We start from the raw sequence: 17,215 nt of genomic DNA on the forward strand, positions 1-17,215 counted from the left end.
GTCGTCACTTTTCTCACATGAACGAGGTTCTCTCCGTGCTGCACTTCCCCGACCGTTTCCTGTGGGGCGCCGCAACCGCCGCCCACCAGATCGAGGGAAACAACATCAACAACGACTGGTGGCCGCGCGAACACGCGCCCGGCACCCGTATCGCCGAACCCTCCGGTGACGCCTGCGACAGCTACCACCGCTTCCGCGAGGACATGACGCTGCTGCGTGACGCGGGCCTGGACACGTACCGGTTCTCCATCGAGTGGAGCCGGATCGAGCCCGAGGAGGGCGTGGTCTCGCGCGCCTCGATCGACCACTACCGCCGCATGGTGGACACCGCGCTGGAGCTGGGCCTCACCCCGATGGTGACGCTGATGCACTTCACCGTCCCGCGCTGGTTCGCGCAGGAGGGCATGTGGCGCAGCCCCAAGGCGGCGGACCGCTTCGCGCGGTTCACGGAGCTGGCGCTGCCGGTGCTGGGCGACGACGTCAAGTGGGTCTGCACCGTCAACGAGCCCAACATCGCCGCGATGATCGCGGGCGGCGACGACCCGGCGAACCTGGTGGCGTACGGCCTGCCGGCGCCGGACCTCCAGGTCGCGGACACCCTGCTGGAGTGCCACCGCCGCTCGCGCGAGGTGCTGTCCGGCGTGGGCGGGGTGCGCTCCGGATGGACCGTCGCCACCCAGGCGTTCCAGGCCGAGCCGGGCTGCGAGGAGGTCGCGCACGCCTACGGGTACCAGCGCGACGACTGGTACCTGGAGGCCGCGCGCGGCGACGACTGGGTCGGCGTGCAGGCGTACACCCGTACGATCATCGGCCCGGACGGACCGCGCCAGGTGCCCGAAGGCGTCGAGACCACGCTGACCGGGTGGGAGTACTACCCGCAGGCGCTGGAGCTGGGGGTGCGCAGCGCCTGGGAGAAGACCGGGGGCACGCCGGTCTTCGTGACCGAGAACGGCATCGCCACCGCCGACGACGCCCGGCGGATCGACTACACCCGCGGCGCGCTGGCCGGCCTGCACGCGGCCATCGAGGACGGCGTGCGGGTGGAGGGCTACCTGCACTGGAGCCTGCTGGACAACTACGAGTGGGCGTCCGGCTACCGGCCGACCTTCGGCCTGATCTCGGTGGACCGGGAGACCTTCGTGCGCACCCCGAAGCCGTCGCTGGCCTGGCTCGGCGGCGTCGCCCGGTCCAACGGTCTCGACCCGCAGTAGCGGTAGCGGTCGTGCGGGGGTGCGGCCGTAGGCCGGTGCGGCCGCACGTCGGTCCGGCCGTGCGCGATTCCGTCGTCCCGGCTCTCGGACGGCTGAGCCACCGATGAGTCCGGGCCCGCCGTGTCGTCTCCAGGGGGAGAGAGATTCCACCGGGAGGAGCACACCATGAGCGAGCTCGTCGTCACCGAGTTCATGACCCTCGACGGGGTCGCGCAGGCACCGGGCGGGCCCGAGGAGGACCGCGAGGGCGGTTTCGCGTTCGGCGGCTGGCAGGCGCCGCTGATCAGCCCCGAATCCGGCGGGCTCGTGTTCGAGCAGGCCAAGGGCATGGACGCGCTGCTGCTCGGCCGGCGTACGTACGACATCTTCGCGGGGTACTGGCCCACGGCCCCGGCGGAGATGGACTTCACGCGCCTGCTCAACAGCGTCCCGAAGTTCGTCGCCACCCGCACGCTCCAGGACCCGCTGGGCTGGGAGGGCGCGAGCGTCCTTCGCGGCGACCTCGCCGAGGGTGTGGCCGAACTCAAGGAGCGCTACGGCCGCGTCCACGTGATCGGCAGCCTCGACCTGGTCCGGTCGCTGCTCGCGCAGCGGCTGGTGGACCGGCTGAACCTCTGGGTGTACCCGGTGGTGCTCGGCAGCGGCAAGCGCGTGTTCGAGGGCGGCGCGGTGCCTTCGGCGCTCCGGCTGACCACGTCGCGGGTCTTCCCGAACGGGTCGCTCCAGCTCTCCTACACGTGGGCCGGCGAGCCGACCGTCGGAGACCTCACCGCCGCCTGAACCCGGGCGATCAGTACTGCGAGCCCTGGAACAAGCCGCAGAGCCAGTTGCCGGGTTCCGCCGGGTCGTCGCTGATCCAGAACTGGCGCCACAGCAGCTCGAACTCCTCGCGGCCGAGGTGGCCGTCGCCGTTCAGGTCGAGCCGTTCGAAGACGCCCGTCATGTCCATCGGCCGTCCGTTCCAGGTCTCGACCAGCGAGCGGTGCTCCGCCGGGGAGATACGGCCGTCGCCGTTCGCGTCCACGGCGTCGAAGACCGTGTCGGCGGTCGCCGTCACCTCCGCGACCATGGAGGGCAACCTGTCGACGAGCTGGAGCAGTTCGCCCAGGTCGACCGATCCGTCCCCGTTGGCGTCCCCGGCTTCCAGCAGCGCCGCCCACCAGCCCATCAGCAGCGTCTCCACCCGGGCCCGCAGTTCCGTGCCGGGCCCCGCCTCCGGCAGCCGGCTCCAGCGCGCCACCAGCGCCCTGAAGTCCTCCTCGCGCAGGAACCCGTCGCCGTCCGTGTCGAACGCCGCGAACATCCCCCGCAACTTGCGCTCCTGGAACGCGCTGGCCATGAGCGGTCTCCCCTCGACGCCGGAACACGACCCGTCCGTGCCCGCCGTCAGCGCCGACAGCCACCCCGCAACGGTAAGTCGCAATGCGCCCACACCTCTATAAGCACATCTATAAGTACATATGAACGAACATTCACCCCTCCACCACCCGCTTGAGCCTGGCGAGGTCGGCGACGACCGCCTCCGCGTCGCGCCGGAACTCCTCCTCGCCCATCCCGGGCCGCCGGCGGATCGTGAACAGCACCTCGCACCCGGCACCGTCGATGATCACCCGCATGGGGTTGTGGACGGTCTCGCCGGAGGGCAGCGTCACGTCGTGATCGAGCACGCCGAACTCGTTCTCCCGCGTGAAGTCGACCGCGACCCGCCCCATGGGCGACGACGCCGCGATCCACTGCCCGTCGACCCGGTCGACGGAATCGCCCAGCCCATGGGCCCACTCGGGCAGGTGGGCCGGGTTCGACGCGTAGGCGTACACCTCCCCGGCGGGGCGGTCGATGTGCGTGCTGACATGCCGTGAGGCCGGGTTCGTCGGTTCCATGCCCCCGAGGGTAGGCAGCCGCCGCCCCCGTGGTCTTGAACGAATCGGCCACGGGGCGCCGCGTCGGCCCGGCAGGGCGTCGTTCGCCAGGACGTCATTCCGCCGTACTTGTCATGCTCACGATTCGGGCTAGCCTGAGAGCCTGCCCCGTACGCACCTCCCGCCCCTCCCCCACCACAGGAGGCCCCCGTGCCCATCCGTCCTCGCCGACTCGCCGTCGCCACCGTCGCCGCAGCGGGCGTCCTTCTGGTCGCGGCCCCGTTCGCCCAGGCCAGCGGCACCAAGATGTCCCAGTCGGCAGCGGCCGCCAAGCTCTCCGCCGCGGGCATCACCTGGAGCTCCAGCGGCAACTGCACCACCCGGTCCAACTCGACGTGCACGTCCTTCGACCAGATCAACTCCGGCACGGTCGACGCCATGGTCACCCTGAAGGGGGCCAGCGGCTGCGCGATCAACATCACCGGCGGCACCGAGGTCGGCCACGCCTCGGGCACCTACAGCCACTACAACGGCTACAAGGTCGACCTGGCGCACAACTCGTGCATCGACAACTACGTGCACAACAGCTTCACCTACATCGGCTACCGCGGCGACGGCTATCCGCAGTGGCAGGCCGCGTCGGGCAACCTCTACTGCGACGAGGGCAACCACTGGGACGTCACCGTCTACTGACGCCCGCCGGACCCGCACGGAGAACGGCTCGGTCTCCAACGCGCCGTACGACGGACGACCACGTGGTGTGTCGTACGGCCGTTCACGATCTTCGGCAGTGAAGGTGTGGCATGGCTGATTTCTCGCGTAGACGACTCCTGAAGTCCGCGTTCGGTGCCGGCGGCGCGGCGGCGGCGATGACGCTGCTCCCGCCGAACCTGCAGCGCGCCATGGCGCAGTCGCCCAAGAACCCGGGGTCGCTCGACGACATCGAGCACGTCGTGATCCTCATGCTGGAGAACCGGTCGTTCGACCACTACTTCGGCACCATGCCCGGGGTCCGCGGCTTCGACGACCCGAACGCGGCGACGCTGTCCACCGGGCGGTCGGTCTTCTACCAGCCCGACGCGGTCAACCCCGACGGCTACCTCCTGCCCTTCCACCTCGACACCAAGTCGACCAGCTCGCAGGCGATCCCCTCGACCAGCCACGCCTGGACGGTCCAGCACGCGGCGGTCAACGGCGGCCGGATGGACCAGTGGCTGCCCGCCCACCGGGCGGCCGACGGCCCGGCGAACGGCCCGTACACGATGGGCTACTACCAGCGCGAGGACATCCCGTTCCACTTCGCGCTCGCCGAGTCGTTCACCCTCTGCGACGCGTACTTCTGCTCGCTGCTCGGTCCGACCTGGCCCAACCGCCTGTACCACTGGAGCGGCACCATCGACCCCGACGGCCTGGCCGGCGGCCCGGTGATCAGCAACGTGATCCCCGCCCCGTTCCGCTGGACCACCTATCCGGAGCGCCTCACCGCGGCAGGGGTCTCCTGGCACGTCTACCAGCAGGAGGACGACTACGGCACCAATCCGCTGGAGTGGTTCCGGACCTACCAGGACGCCAAGCCCGGCGACCCGCTGTACGAGCACGCCATGACCATCGGCCCGGCCGACCAGTTCGCGCGGGACGCGGCCGACGACCGCCTGCCGACCGTCTCGTGGATCATCCCGACCTCGGAGCAGAGCGAACACCCCGACTACACCCCGGCGGCCGGCGCCGACTTCCTGGCCCTCCAGCTGGACGCTGTCGCGGCCAACCCCGACGTGTGGCGCAAGACCGTCTTCATCGTCAACTACGACGAGAACGACGGCCTGTTCGACCACATGATCCCGCCGTCACCGCCGGCCGGCACGCCGGGCGAGTTCGTCGGCGGCGTGCCGATCGGCGCCGGCGTCCGGGTGCCCTGCCTGATCGTCTCGCCCTGGACCCAGGGCGGTTACGTCGCCGGCGAGCCCTTCGACCACACCTCGGTGCTGCGCTTCCTGGAGCGGATCACCGGCGTGCGCGAGACCAACATCAGCGACTGGCGCCGCAGGACCTTCGGCGATCTGACCTCCGCGCTCGGGCTCCCCGCCTCCCCTCCCCGGCCGTTCCCCCGGCTGCCCGGGACCAAGGACCAGTTCTGGGCCGCCGAGCAGGAAGTCGCGACGCTGCCGCCGGCCACGTTCCCCGGCGCCGACCAGACCCCGCCGCACCGGGAGCCGGCGGGCGGGAAGTCCACGGCGAACACGGTCGCGCCGAACCCGGCCACGGGGAGCCCGTCCACGACGAACCCGGCCGCGCCCAAGGCCGGTTCGGCCGGGCACTCCGGCGGCCGCCCGTACGCCATCAGCCGCATCGTCGAGAACGCCACGACGCACCGCTCCGACTTCCCGCACGGCACCGCGGGCACCGACTTCCCCGGCATCCAGGAGGCCGTCCCCGGCGTCGGCCCCACCACCGGCACCTACGTCTACACCGTCGGCGTGGTCAGCTTCACCCTCGCGGTGATCGACGTCGCCGCCCACCAGCTCGTGGCCAGCGTCAGGGCCGGGGTGAGCCCCTACGGCCTGACGAAGTCGGCCGACGGCGGCAAGCTGTACCTCAGCAGCTCGGGCGAGAACGCGGTCTCCGTCTACGACACCGCCACGGGCACGATCACGGCCGGCATCACCGTCGGCCCGTACCCGCACGGCCTGGCCACCTCCCCGGACGGCCGCAGCGTCTACGTCGCCAACACCGGCCCCGACACCGGTTTCGGCGGCTCGCGGACGCTCTCGGTGATCGACACCGCCTCCGACCAGGTCACCGCCACCTGGAAGACCGGGAACGCCCCGCACTCCCTCGCGCCCGCCACGGACGGCAGGACGCTCTATGTCTCCTGCTACGACGGCCTGTCCGTGGTGGACACCGGCAGCGGCGAGCAGCGGGCCCTGCTGACGGACCAGGCCGGCTCCAACGGTGTCGCCGTCCACCCCGACGGCACCCGGCTGTACGTCGTCAACACCTGGCACGGCACCCTCTCGGTGATCGACGCGCGCACCCACCGGGTCCGCACGCGCGTCCGTGTCGGCCGCGTGCCGTGGCAGGTCGCGGTCAGCCCCGACGGCTCGCGGGTGTACGTCACCAACTCCAAGGACGACACGGTCTCCGTGATCGACGCGGCCCGCGACCGGGTGATCGCGACCGTCGGCGTCAACCACGTCCCGACCACCGTCACGGCGACCGCCTCCATCGTCTGGGTCGCCACGAACGCCTCCTCGACGGTCGACGCGATCGACGCGAAGTCGCTCACGCTCGTGGGCAGTACGGCCCTGGGTCTGACCACCAACCCGGCCGGGATGGTCGTCGCGTAGCACGCACGGAGTTCCGGGGCGGTGGGGCGAACGCAGCCGAGGAGCCGGACAGACAGAGCCGTGGAGCCGGACGGGCGGTGCGGGTGACCCGCGGGCGGAACCTTGGAGCCGGACGGGCGGTGCGGGTGACGGAGCACGATCGGCTCCCCGTCACCCGCACCGCCCGCCCGGCTCCCCGAGGGATACGGATCAGTTCGTACCGCGGCTGAAGACCCCTGCCTCCAGCGCCGAGGCGCCCACGTCGCCCAGGACGACCACGTGGAAGACCGCGCCGGCGACAGCGGCCACGAAACGGGAGATCTTGCGGGTGCTGCGCATGATGTGTCACCTGTCCGATCGGGTGTGCGGGACGCTGCTGCTCGGGGCCGTTCGCCGGGGTCACCAGGCCAGGGCGAGGTCCATCGTCTGCTGCCAGTAGGTGGTGGCGAGGGAGTCGTCGATGTAGACGCCCTTGGCGGGCAGCGAGGGGTGGGCGGCGCTGCCGACGCTCCCGACGCCGGAGCGGCCGGAGAAGTAGACCTCCAGGCTCTTCACGGTGCGGCCGTTCTTGCCGCTGCCGTCGCTCGCGGACAGGGCGACCGAGGCGTAGCCGGACTGGCCGGGCTCCAGGGTGACCACGGCCTGCGGCACGGAGTCCTTGATGACCGGCGGCACCGCCTGCGCGTCGGTGAACCTCAACTCCGGGTAGTTGTAGAGGTAGCACGTCTTGCTGCCGGTGTTGGTGACCGTGAGCAGCATGTGGTTCACCGGACGGTTCAACGGAGCCGCCACCACCTTCGTGTCGGAGCCCTGGCAGGTGACCGGCGCCCCCGAGGCGGCCGGGACCTTGGTGGGAACACCCTTCGCCGCCGGCCGGGTAGCACCCGACCCCGCGGACGGCTTGACCCCGGACGGCGCCGTGGTGGCCGGCGCGGACCCGCCGTCAGCGGAACCCGCGGCCGTGGAATCCGCGGCCATGGGGGCGCCCGCCGAGGGCGCCAAGGTCGCCGAGACGTCAGCCGTCGAAGCACCCTCGTTCCTGCTGCCCGATCCATCGTCACTGCAGGCGGTCAGGGAGAGCGCAGCGAGCACGACGGTCGCGGCGGCACCTACGAGGCCAAGACGGGGGTTGCGGATGCTGAACATGTGGGAGTTCCTCTTTCGCCGTTCGAGTGGCTGTGTTGCTTGGATGACCAGAGCTTGTGGGGTGACTTGTCCCAGCCGCCATGCCTGCCGGGCAGTTGGGGACGCTGGAACGCCAAAAGCCCATCTGACCAGCGGAAATACGGCGCCCCTGGAACGCCGGAACGGGACGCCGCGGGTTGGCGGCACGACCCCGGGGCCCCTCCCGGGGTACGGCTACCGCCGCGGCAACGGCGAAGAGGCCGACGCCCGGACCGGCGCCCCCCACGCGACCTCACCGGGTGGCGGGCGGTGGGCGGCGGCGGTGGAAGCGGACGCGGGCGCCGTGGGCGGAGACGAGCGTGACGGAGAGCAGCCGCGCGGATTCCGGTGGGCCCGCGGGGGCGGGGACGGCGCGGGCGAGGATCTCCGTGAGGACCGTCTCGATCTCCAACTGGGCCAGCGGCGCTCCGACGCAGCGACGCAGGCCGCCGCCGAACGGCGTCAGGGCGTACGGCGGCGGGTCCGCGTCGAGGTGGCGTCGGGGCTGGAAGGTGTGGGGGCTCGGCCACAGCCGGGGGTCGAGGTGGACCGGTGGGAAGAGCGCCGCGACGAAGGCGTGTCGCGGCACTGGGCGGCCGGCGAGTTCGGTGTCGTGGGCGGCGGTGCGGATGGCGTAGAAGACGGCGGGGCGCAGCCGGCTCGACTCCTTGACGGTCGCCTTGAGGAGCCGGTCGGAGCCCGCGTCGAGATCCGCGATGAGGGCGTCGCGTGCGGTGGGGTGGTGGGCGAGCAGGTGCAGAGTCCAGGCGATGGTGGTCGCGGTGGTCTCGTAACCGGCCAGCACCAGCCCGGTCAGCTCGTCCAGCAACTCCTCGTCGTCCAGGCCCGCGCCCTGCTCGTCCCGGGCGTCGAGCAGCAGGGACAGCACGTCGTCGCGGCCGGAGTTGTCACCGCCGTCGGCGGCGCGGTCGGACAGGGCGCGGCGCCCCGCGATCTCCGCCCGCGTCAGGTCCCTTACGGTCGCGCGCAGCCGGTTGAAGCGACCGCCCGGCGACAGCGGGCCGAGGTCCCGTTGCCACGGCTTCGGCAGGAACAGCACCGCGAGGTTGTCCATGCCCACGAACGCGGTCAGCGCCCGCCGGAAGACCGCGGCCCGGCCCGGGTCGGTCAGGCCGAACACCACGCGCAGGATGACGTCGAGCGCCAGTCGCTGCGCCCACGGGCGGACGGGTACGCCGTCGCCGGTCAGCAGCGCCGGCAGTCCCGCGTGCACCAACTCCCGCATCCGCTGGGCCCACCGGGTGATCCGGGTGCCGTGGAAGGGCGGCAGCAGGAGCTTGCGGTGGCGCAGGTGCCGGGGCGGCGGGGTGCAGATCAGTGACCCCGCGCCGACCGCGGGCCGCAGCAGGGCGGCGCCGTCTCCGCCGACGAACCGTTCGTGGTCGGTCAGCACCGCCCGGTTCGCCTCGGCGTCGGCCGCGCACACCAGGCCCGCCCGGTACGGGAAGGTGCGGACCGCGAAGACCGGACCCAACTCCCGGTGCAGGGCGAGTCCGTAACCCAGGGGGTCGAGGAGCATACGGCCCGTCTGCACGGCGCGAGGCGCCCTCGGCGCAGGCGGAAACCGCCGCGGGTCCCACCGCGGCTCACGGCTGAACGCGTTGCTCATGGCGCGCGAACGCTCCTCAATCGACTCACGGGTCTACGTCGTTCGGTCCCCCGGCAACGGACATCCCCGCGGCGGCGAACGCACGGCGGACCGCCGACGGCGATCGGCGGACCGCCGACGGCAGCCAGCACACTGCGGACCGCGGACCGCGAGCGCGGGCCACCCGGCAACGGAAGGCGCGGGCAGGCCCGGCGCCGCATCCACCCGGCTCACGCCTGGCTCACGCCCGTTCGCCCGGGCTCCCGCTTGCCTCAGCCCGCGACCACCGACTGCCACGGCCCCGCCGGGTCGTCGTACGCGGCGGCGTAGCCCTCCGTCGCGATCGGCGCCTGGAGGATTCCGTCCGGGACCGCGAACGCCTCCACGAGCGCGAGCGCGTGCGGTGCCAGGTCGGCGCTGATCCGGTCGATCGCGGGGCGCAGTTCGTGGACGGCTTCGGCGGTGAGGTGGCCGTCCGCGAGGAGCGGGCCGGCGTGCGGGGCGAGGCGCTGGAGCGCGAACAGCCGGAAGAGCTGGTCGAGCACCCCGCGCGTGGTGGCGTCGCCGACCCGGCCTACCGCGGCCAGGTACGCCTCGGCGGCGCGTCGGGTGGCATACGCGTCGACGAGTTCCAGCGCCGGGTTCACCGCGTGGTTCCAGCGGTCCAACGGGTCGGCGCTGGGCAGGCCGAGTCGGCTGCGGGCGTGCTGGAGGCACTGCGACTCGTGCCGTACGAGCAGGTCGAGGAGGTGGCGGGAGTCGGTCGGTGGGCCGGTGGACGCGGCGCGGTCTGGCGACGGCGGACGGTAGCCGCGCCCGGTGAGCATGTCCGCGGCGGCCTTGGTCCAGATGACGAGGTTGTCCCCTTCGGCGGTGATGGTGCTCTCGATCGGCGTGAACAGGTCGACGACACGGTTGGCCGACAGCAGGCCCTGGGCACCGCAGCGTTCCCGGCACTCGGTCACGATGTCCCTGGACTGCCAGGTGATCCAGCCCTTCGCCGCCGCGACGAGGACATCCACATCGGCGGCCTCGGCGACATCGACGACCGTGGCCCCGACCCCACGCCCGGCCGCCCCGGCCCCGGTCCCGCGCCGGGCGGACCCGGACCCCGCCACCTCGCGGTCGTCCCCGCGTCCGCACTCGCGAACGGCCTCGCGCAGCAGGAACGACGCCGCGTACGCACGCGCCACCGCCCCGAGCAGCCTGGTCTGATGGCAGCGGTAGGCGAAGACGGGAACGCCGGTCCTGCTGGCGGGCGCGAACGTGTGCCGGCGATGCCCGTACCGCACGGCGACCGTGAGCGCTGCCCGGGCGCCGCCCAGTGCCGCCGCGCTCAGGCAGAGCTTGCCGGTGGTCACGCGCTGGATGGACCGCAGGAACCGGCGCCGCCGGCTGCCGACCGCGCTGCGGAAGGTCCCCTCGGCGGTCAACTCGGCGTGGTCGCCGGCCAGCAGCGCCGTCCGGGGCACGACCACCCGGTCGAACGACGTGATGGCGTGGTCGACGGCTGATCCCGGTATCTCCGAGAGCGGGCGCACCCGGATGCCGGGAAGCGGCCCCCGCTCGTCCCGCAGTGGCACGAGGAAGAGGAACACGCCGCGGTCCTGGCCGCGGACGATCAACCTGGCCGCCACCAGACCGCTCTTGCGTCCGCCCGCGGAGCCGGTGTTGGGCATGAACTTCTGCGCGCCCGCGGTGGGGGTGTGCAGGACGAAGTCGTCCGTCTCCGGCCGGTGGGTCGCGGTCGTCTCCAACTCGGCGGCGTTGTTGCCGTAGCCGAGTTCGGTGATGAGAACGGTGCCGTACTCCCGGAGGCGGTTGAACGGCGTCGGGTCGATCGCGTGCTCGCGGTCGAGACGCAGGAGGCTGCCCAGGAAGAGGTTGTAGTGGACGGTCGCCAGGGTGGTCAGGGTGCCGTCGACCATTCCCAGCCATTCGTGCAGCGCGACCAATCGGTCCGTCGCCGTGACGAGTTCCTCGACCGAATCGACTTCGTCGTTGACGGCCCGTAGCCGCGTATATGCGAGTTCGGCGCGCTCAGGAATCGACAAGCCGTCCTGGTATCGGAATAAGCGCCGGGAGAGAACCTCCGTCCATTGCCGGTGCAGGTCGTCGAAACGCCCGTCGAAGAGCACCTCGGTCAGCAACTCCGCGCGCACCGCGCCTCCGGGGTCGGTGGCGCCGTCGGCCGTACGCTCCGAGGTGCCGCCGCCGGTGCGCCCCTCGGGCAGCCACGCGGCCGCCGTGCGGGCGGGGTTCACAGGGGGCCGAAGAGCTGATGACTCGCGCTGTTGGCCGGGTCCTCGTCGCAGTAGTACTGGGTGGCCGCGGTCATCAACCGCGCCAGCGTCAGCGTGCCGTCGGCGCCGCCGGCCAGACGCTCGAAGGTCGCGCCCGCGTCGCCCTCCGGGACGCCGATGGCCGCCACGACCGCCGCGAACTCGTCCCTGCTGACCAGCCCGTCGCCGTCGCGGTCGGCGAAGTGGAAGCCGGCTTCGTAGAGCGGGCCTATCAGCGTGTCGAAGTTCTCGCTCACGTGTCGCACGGCCCGGCGGAACTCGGACTTGTCGATCCGGCCGTCCCCGTCGGTGTCGGCCGTCGCGCGCAGCGCATGCCAGTAGTTCAGCAGCTCGTCGGCATACCTCTGGCCCTTCACCGCGGTGCGTTCCTCACCGAACGAGGCCCGCACGCGGTCGGCCATCAACACGAAGTCGTCCTCCGCGATCACGCCGTCGCCATTGACGTCCAACAGCGAGAAAAGCCTTTCGTACTTCTGATCCAGCAGGGCCCCCATAACGCTCCTCCACCCCTTCAGTTCGGAGATTCCGCCACACCGTGAATTTTCCCCATGCATAGGCGGGAGCAACCCCACTCGATCGAGTGAATCGGCGCCTCCAGAAATCCCGCGGGACGAATTGCTGCGCCTACGGGACGACCGGGGGCCGGACGTGGCGACACCGCGGAACAACGAAACCGCACGGGCTCGGCGCCGCGGAACGACAATCCGCTCGACCAGGGCGGCCGGCGGAAGGGACCCTGGGCGCATGGAGTTCCTCTGCTACCACCGCGATCGGCCCGGTTCCCTCACGCTGCGCGACGAGTTGACCGAAGCGCACTGGTCCTACATGGACCGGTACGCCAAGGAGCTGATCGCGCGAGGCCCGACGCTCGCCGACGACGGGGACACCCCCACCGGCAGCGTGCACATCGTCGACCTGCCCGACGTCGCCGCCGCCCGCGCGTTCGCCTTCGACGAGCCCAACTACCAGGCCGGCGTCTACCGTGACGTGCTCCTGCGCCGATGGCGCAACACGCTCGGGCGCACCATGTGGGACTTCCCCGGCGGCCGCACCGGCGGCAACCGCTACCTGGTGATCGGCCTCGGCGCCGGCGAGGCCGCCGACCTCACCGCGCCGACCGACCGGCACGAACTGATCGCCTACGGGCCGCTGGTGTCCGACGACGCCGCCCGTTGGCTGGGCACAGCCGCGCTGCTGCGGGCGCCGGACCCGGCGACGGCACGCACCGTCCTCACCGCCGGCCGGTACGCCGACATCGAGGTCCACGACTGGCAGTTCGGCGGCCGCCCCTCGTGAACCGAGCCGCCCTGCGGGCGTCGCGCCCCGGCCGCCGCTGACCGACGGCCTCCCCGTCGCCGCCCTGCCCCTGCCGCTCTGCCCTACACTTCCGGGCGTCGGTCGCGTCCGAGGACGCCCCAGGAACGGCCCGAGGACGTCCCGAGGACTCCTGAGGACGTCCTGAGGACGGCGACCCGCCGGCCGACAGGGGCACGCGGACGACCCGGGGGCAAAGTCATGCGCAAGGCAAGTCAGTTGGGGACGCTTGCGGTGGGGATGGCCGCGCTGGCCGTCGCCGTCACGGGCTGCGGGAACCAGAGCGGGGACGGCGGCACCGGAAGCACGGGGACGCCGCCGACGACGGCCCCGCGGGTGTCCGCGGCAGCGACGTTGGAGCCCGACGGCACCGTGCCGTGGGTGGACGAACCGGCGACGGACGCCGATTTCAGGGCGCCCACCACGGCGCCTGCGCCCGTCACCGGGCCGACCTGTCACGCCTCCCAACTGACGGGCGTCCTCACCCGATGGATTCACAAGAGCACCAATGGCGAGGTGAACGACCCGATCATGGATGCCTCGTTGTTCGGCTACGCGGTGCTGACCAACACCTCGCACACCGCGTGCAAGCTGCAAGGCATCCCGAAACTGCGGCTGGCAGCGGGTGGTACGACGGTCCCGCTCCCGCACAGCGGCTCACGATCCCGCCCGGCGGTCGGCCTGCCGCCGGGCGGCACGGCGAACTTCCGCATCGACTGGGACGGCCCCTACTGCCCCACACAGCACGGCACTTACACCCTCGACGCCGACCTGCCCGGCGCGGGCGACGTCGCGGTACGGCTGGTGGACCAGACGGTGCCGGGGTGCGCCCATGACGACCTGCACCCCCAGGTCACCTCATTCCTTTCGCCGGGACCGCTCTCCGACGGCGACGGAAACACGGACCCGCGCCCCGTGATCTCCACGCTGAGCACGCTCACCGCGCGCGCCACGGACGTGCCGAAGAGCGTACGGCTCGGCCGACCGGTCGACTTCACCGTCACGCTCAACAACCCCACCGGCGAAGCCGTGTCGTTGGCCGGGCGCCCGGGCTTCACCCTGCAGGTCCTGTGCACGGGCACGCAGGGGCGCGAGGGACTGAACAACGGCGGCAAGTCGTACCTGCTCAACAACCGTGCCGTGCACAGCGTTCCCGCCCACGGCTCGGTCCGGTTCGCCGTCCGGGCGACCATCCCGCGGGCGTCGTCCTTCCCCGGCCCGAACCTGTACGTCAACTGGCGCATGTTCACGCGGGGGTTGCCGAGCGGCCTGCCCTTCGTGTCGCTCACGCTCCCCACCGGGACATGAGCCAACTCCCCCGCAATCCTGACCCGTTCGACGCGTCAGCCTGGCGCGGCAGGTCATGCCCGCCGACCGCGCAGAGCCACCAGTTCGGCCAGCTCGCCGTCGCTCAGCTCGCTGAACGCCGCCTCGCCCGATCCCAGTACGGCGTCGGCGAGTGCACGCTTCTGCCGCAGCAGTCCGGCCACCCGCTCCTCCACCGTGCCCTCGGCGACCAGCTTGTGCACCTGAACCGGCTGGGTCTGCCCGATCCGGTAGGCGCGGTCGGTGGCCTGGTCCTCCACCGCCGGGTTCCACCAGCGGTCGTAGTGGACGACGTGCCCGGCGCGGGTGAGGTTCAGACCCGTGCCGGCGGCCTTCAGGGACAGCAGGAAGACCTTCGTGCCGCCCGACTGGAAGGCGTCCACCATCTGCTCACGCCGTCGGACCGAGGTGCCGCCGTGCAGGAGCAGGCTCGGCACGCCGCGTTGGTCGAGATGGCGCTCGATCAGCCGGGCCATGGCCACGTACTGCGTGAAGACCAGTACCGACCCGTCCTCGGCGAGCACGGTGTCCAGGAGTTCGTCCAGCAGCGCCAACTTGCCTGACCGGCCGGGCAATTTCGCGCCCTCCTGCTCCTTCAGGTACTGCGCCGGGTGGTTGCACACCTGCTTCAGACCGGTGAGGAGCTTCATCACCAGTCCGCGCCGGGCCATGCCGTCGGCGCCCTCGATCTCGGCCATCAACTCCCGCACCAGGGAGCCGTACAGCGCGACCTGTTCCCTCGTGAGCGACACCGGCTGGTCCGTCTCGGTCTTCGGCGGCAGCTCCGGAGCGATACCGGGATCGGACTTGCGCCGTCGGAGCAGGAACGGTCTTACGAGCGAGGCCAGTTGGGCGGCGGCCTGCGCATCGTGGTCGCCCTCGACGGCCCTGGCGTAGCGGTCGCGGAACGAGCCGAGGGTGCCCAGCAGTCCGGGCGTGGTCCAGTCGAGCAGTGCCCACAGCTCGGACAGGTTGTTCTCGACCGGGGTGCCGGTCAGCGCGACCCGGCCGCGCGACGGAATGCGGCGCAGCGCGCGGGCGGTGTGCGCGTGCGGGTTCTTCACGTGCTGGGCCTCGTCGGCGACCAGCAGTGACCAGGGCCGCTCAGATAGGAGTTCGACGTCGCGGCGCATCGTGCCGTACGTGGTCAGCACGAAAGCGTCGCCTTCGAGACCGGCCAGTTCGCGGCCGGGGCCGTGGAAGCGGCGTACGGGCGCGGTCGGCGCGAACCGGCGGATCTCCCGTTCCCAGTTGCCGAGCAGGGACGCCGGGCAGACCACCAGGGTGGGGCCCGCGGTGGCCTTGCGCTCCTGGCGGCGCAGGTGGAGGGCGATCAGCGTCACGGTCTTGCCCAGGCCCATGTCGTCCGCCAGGCACGCGCCAAGACCGAGCGAGGTCATCCGGTGCAGCCAGTTCAGGCCGCGCAGTTGGTAGTCGCGCAAGGTCGCCACGAGCGCCTTCGGCGGGCGGTGCGGCTCCCGCGCGGCGCGGGCCTCGGGGTCGGCGATTCGCGCGCGCAGCTCTTCCAGCAGGGCACCCGCGGCGACCGGGACCCGCTCCCCGTCCACCTCGACGCTGCCGGTCAGCGCCGCGCCCAACGCCTCGATCGGCGTCAGCGACGGCGCCCCGGCCCGGGCCGCCGTCCGCAGACGCCGCACCAACTCCCCGTCCACCACAACCCATTGACCGCGCAGCCGAACGACCGGACGGTGCGCGCGGACCAGCCGCTCCACCTCGTCCGCGGTCAGTTCCTCGCCCCCGAGGGCAACCCGCCAGCGGAAGTCCAGCAGCCCGCCGGAGGACAGGAAGGACGCGGCCCCGGTCGTCGTGCTCCGGCGGCGGTCGCCGGACGGCTCCAGGACGCCCGTCGCCGTCAGCCGGCGGACCAGGTCCCCGGGCCAGTGCACCGCCACGCCCGCTGCCGCGAGACGCTCGGCGGTACGGCCCAGCAGGTCGCGGGCCTCGTCGTCGGACAGGTCGAGTCCGGTGGGGGCGGTGGACCCCGACAGCCCTGCGAGCGGCGGCCATACGCGCGCCGCGCGCCGCAGCGCGAGCCGGGTGTCCGCCCGGGCCCGCACGCCGAAGAGCTCGGGTGCCGCGGCCGTCCCCGCCCAGAGGTCGGCGGCGTCGGTGAGCACCGACGGGTCGGCCAGGCTGTGCAGTTGGACGACGGCCCGGAAGGAGCCGGCGCCGGGCCCGTCGTCGTCCTCGACTCGTCCCGAGGCCCCGCCCTTGCCCAACCCGCCTGTATGCAGCAGCTCTTGGCCGCTCGGACTCTCGCCGGAGAGGCCGCCACCGACCACCTCCAGCCGCAGCGACACCCGAAGGGCCGCCTCGCGAGCGGCGGCAGCCCCGTCGGCCTCCCGGCCCTCAACAGCCGCCGCCCCGGCGACCTTCGCCTCCTCTACGGCCGAGGCGCGCCGCTCCGGCGCCGGGCGCGCCTTCCGCCAAGGCGCGGCCGCCGCGATCGGCGACCCGCCGGCCACGTGCCGAGCAGCCGGCGTACGCGTCAGCGCATCGGCCACGGCGTCCAGGAACGCCCGCAGCGTCGCGTCGGCCGACGGAAGCGCGAGCGGCGAGCGGCCCGACACCGGTACGGCGCGGGCCTCGGGCGGCATGGCGGCGGCGAGGGCACCCAACCGGTCCTCGTCCGCGCCGTCCAGCGGGCCGACCCGCCACACATCGAAGCCCGCCGGCGACTGCTCCGACCGCGATCGCCCCCGCGCCAGCAGGCTCAGTCCCAGCGTGGCCGCGGCCCCCCAGAACGCCATGCCCGCCGACGCCCGCCCGCTCGCGCCCAGCGCCCGGCAACGGGTCAGCAGCGGTACGGCGTCTGCCACCGTCACGCTCACGGCACCCGCCCGCACCGCCGGCGCCGGCTCCGCGCTCCCGGGCTCCCCCGCCGGTCGGACCACCGTGAGCCACTCCGGCTCGACCCCCAGATCCGGCGGCCCACCGCCCGGCGTCCAGAACGCCACGCGCCCCCGCCGGGGCGGATCGGCGGGAAGGAACATCGCCTCCCCTGCGGCCAGTTCCGGCAGCGCCCCGAACAGCCGCGCGCGCTCCACCGCGACCGGCTCGGCCACCTCCTCGGCACCGGCCGGCC

The 17,215-nt window shown here is 72.5% G+C and carries 14 protein-coding genes and 1 pseudogene; 7 read left to right on the forward strand and 8 right to left on the reverse strand.

The annotated features are described in order from the left end of the window. Positions 1 to 17: 17 nt before the first annotated feature. Both OG370_RS19265 and OG370_RS19270 read left to right on the forward strand, forming a co-directional pair. A complete protein-coding gene (locus OG370_RS19265) occupies positions 18 to 1,211 on the forward strand; it encodes a glycoside hydrolase family 1 protein (protein ID WP_328465932.1) in 1,194 nt (397 codons plus the stop codon). Positions 1,212 to 1,376: 165 nt separating this feature from the next. After that, a complete protein-coding gene (locus tag OG370_RS19270; protein ID WP_328465934.1) occupies positions 1,377 to 1,991 on the forward strand; it encodes a dihydrofolate reductase family protein in 615 nt (204 codons plus the stop codon). A gap of 10 nt (positions 1,992 to 2,001) precedes the next feature. On the opposite strand, the gene OG370_RS19275 is transcribed toward OG370_RS19270, so the two are convergent. Next, the gene (locus tag OG370_RS19275) at positions 2,002 to 2,550 is read right to left on the reverse strand and encodes an EF-hand domain-containing protein (protein WP_328465936.1); all 549 of its coding nucleotides are present in this window, start codon (positions 2,548 to 2,550) and stop codon (positions 2,002 to 2,004) included. Positions 2,551 to 2,683: 133 nt separating this feature from the next. Further along, the gene (locus OG370_RS19280; RefSeq protein WP_328465938.1) at positions 2,684 to 3,091 is read right to left on the reverse strand and encodes an SRPBCC family protein; all 408 of its coding nucleotides are present in this window, start codon (positions 3,089 to 3,091) and stop codon (positions 2,684 to 2,686) included. Positions 3,092 to 3,280: 189 nt separating this feature from the next. Between OG370_RS19280 and OG370_RS19285 the strand changes: the two genes are divergently transcribed. From OG370_RS19285 to OG370_RS19295, 3 genes and pseudogenes are all read left to right on the forward strand, one after another. Next, on the forward strand, positions 3,281 to 3,763 hold the full coding sequence (locus OG370_RS19285; protein WP_402444433.1) for a hypothetical protein: 483 nt from the start codon (positions 3,281 to 3,283) through the stop codon (positions 3,761 to 3,763). Between the two features lie 110 nt (positions 3,764 to 3,873). Then, positions 3,874 to 5,280: pseudogene (locus OG370_RS19290) on the forward strand (alkaline phosphatase family protein); the annotation flags it as partial. A gap of 333 nt (positions 5,281 to 5,613) precedes the next feature. Continuing rightward, a complete protein-coding gene (locus OG370_RS19295; RefSeq protein ID WP_328474234.1) occupies positions 5,614 to 6,414 on the forward strand; it encodes a YncE family protein in 801 nt (266 codons plus the stop codon). A 189-nt stretch (positions 6,415 to 6,603) separates the two neighbouring features. Here the strand turns inward: OG370_RS19295 and OG370_RS19300 are convergent, their stop codons facing one another. From OG370_RS19300 to OG370_RS19320, 5 genes are all read right to left on the reverse strand, one after another. Further along, a complete protein-coding gene (locus OG370_RS19300; protein ID WP_328465940.1) occupies positions 6,604 to 6,732 on the reverse strand; it encodes a hypothetical protein in 129 nt (42 codons plus the stop codon). A 60-nt stretch (positions 6,733 to 6,792) separates the two neighbouring features. Further along, positions 6,793 to 7,539 (reverse strand): DUF4232 domain-containing protein, encoded by a 747-nt coding sequence (locus tag OG370_RS19305; protein ID WP_328465942.1) that lies wholly within the window; start codon positions 7,537 to 7,539, stop codon positions 6,793 to 6,795. Positions 7,540 to 7,810: 271 nt separating this feature from the next. Continuing rightward, entirely contained in the window at positions 7,811 to 9,097 is a 1,287-nt protein-coding gene (locus tag OG370_RS19310) for a cytochrome P450 (protein ID WP_328465944.1), read from the reverse strand. A 341-nt stretch (positions 9,098 to 9,438) separates the two neighbouring features. Continuing rightward, entirely contained in the window at positions 9,439 to 11,430 is a 1,992-nt protein-coding gene (locus OG370_RS19315) for an acyl-CoA dehydrogenase family protein (RefSeq protein ID WP_328465946.1), read from the reverse strand. Continuing rightward, a complete protein-coding gene (locus tag OG370_RS19320) occupies positions 11,427 to 11,963 on the reverse strand; it encodes an EF-hand domain-containing protein (RefSeq protein ID WP_328465948.1) in 537 nt (178 codons plus the stop codon). Before OG370_RS19320 ends, OG370_RS19315 begins: the two co-directional genes overlap by 4 nt. 250 nt (positions 11,964 to 12,213) lie before the next feature. On the opposite strand from OG370_RS19320, the gene OG370_RS19325 reads away from it, so the two are divergent. Beyond that, positions 12,214 to 12,765, forward strand: coding sequence for a YciI family protein (locus OG370_RS19325; protein WP_328465950.1), 552 nt, complete (start codon positions 12,214 to 12,216; stop codon positions 12,763 to 12,765). A 219-nt stretch (positions 12,766 to 12,984) separates the two neighbouring features. Beyond that, complete coding sequence (locus OG370_RS19330) at positions 12,985 to 14,091, forward strand: DUF4232 domain-containing protein (protein WP_328465952.1); 1,107 nt, start codon at positions 12,985 to 12,987, stop codon at positions 14,089 to 14,091. A 53-nt stretch (positions 14,092 to 14,144) separates the two neighbouring features. Here the strand turns inward: OG370_RS19330 and OG370_RS19335 are convergent, their stop codons facing one another. Continuing rightward, the gene (locus tag OG370_RS19335; RefSeq protein WP_328474236.1) at positions 14,145 to 17,123 is read right to left on the reverse strand and encodes a DEAD/DEAH box helicase; all 2,979 of its coding nucleotides are present in this window, start codon (positions 17,121 to 17,123) and stop codon (positions 14,145 to 14,147) included. Positions 17,124 to 17,215 lie beyond the last annotated feature (92 nt).

It is taken from the genome of Streptomyces sp. NBC_00448 (genome assembly GCF_036014115.1).
In the GTDB taxonomy this organism is placed as follows: Bacteria; Actinomycetota; Actinomycetes; order Streptomycetales; family Streptomycetaceae; genus Actinacidiphila.